Source organism: Burkholderia sp. AW33-5, assembly GCF_053427615.1.
Genome location: NZ_JBSAXA010000144.1, coordinates 1 through 221 on the forward strand (window position 1 = coordinate 1; position 221 = coordinate 221).

1 pseudogene is annotated in these 221 nt (G+C 69.7%); it reads left to right on the forward strand.

The features are described from left to right. Nucleotides 1–221, forward strand: a pseudogene (locus tag ACV22V_RS32750) (D-amino acid dehydrogenase); the annotation flags it as partial.

The window sequence follows — 221 nt, forward strand, 5'->3', positions numbered from 1 at the left end:
GCGCCGTGGGCCGCGCCCGGCGTGCCGCTGAAGGCCGTCAAGTGGATGTTCGAGAAGCACGCGCCGCTCGCGATCCGCCTCGACGGCACGCGCTTCCAGCTCCAGTGGATGTGGCAGATGCTGCGCAACTGCACGGCCGAGCGCTATGCAGTCAACAAGGGCCGCATGGTCCGCCTCGCCGAATACAGCCGCGATTGCCTGCAGGCGCTGCGCGCCGACAC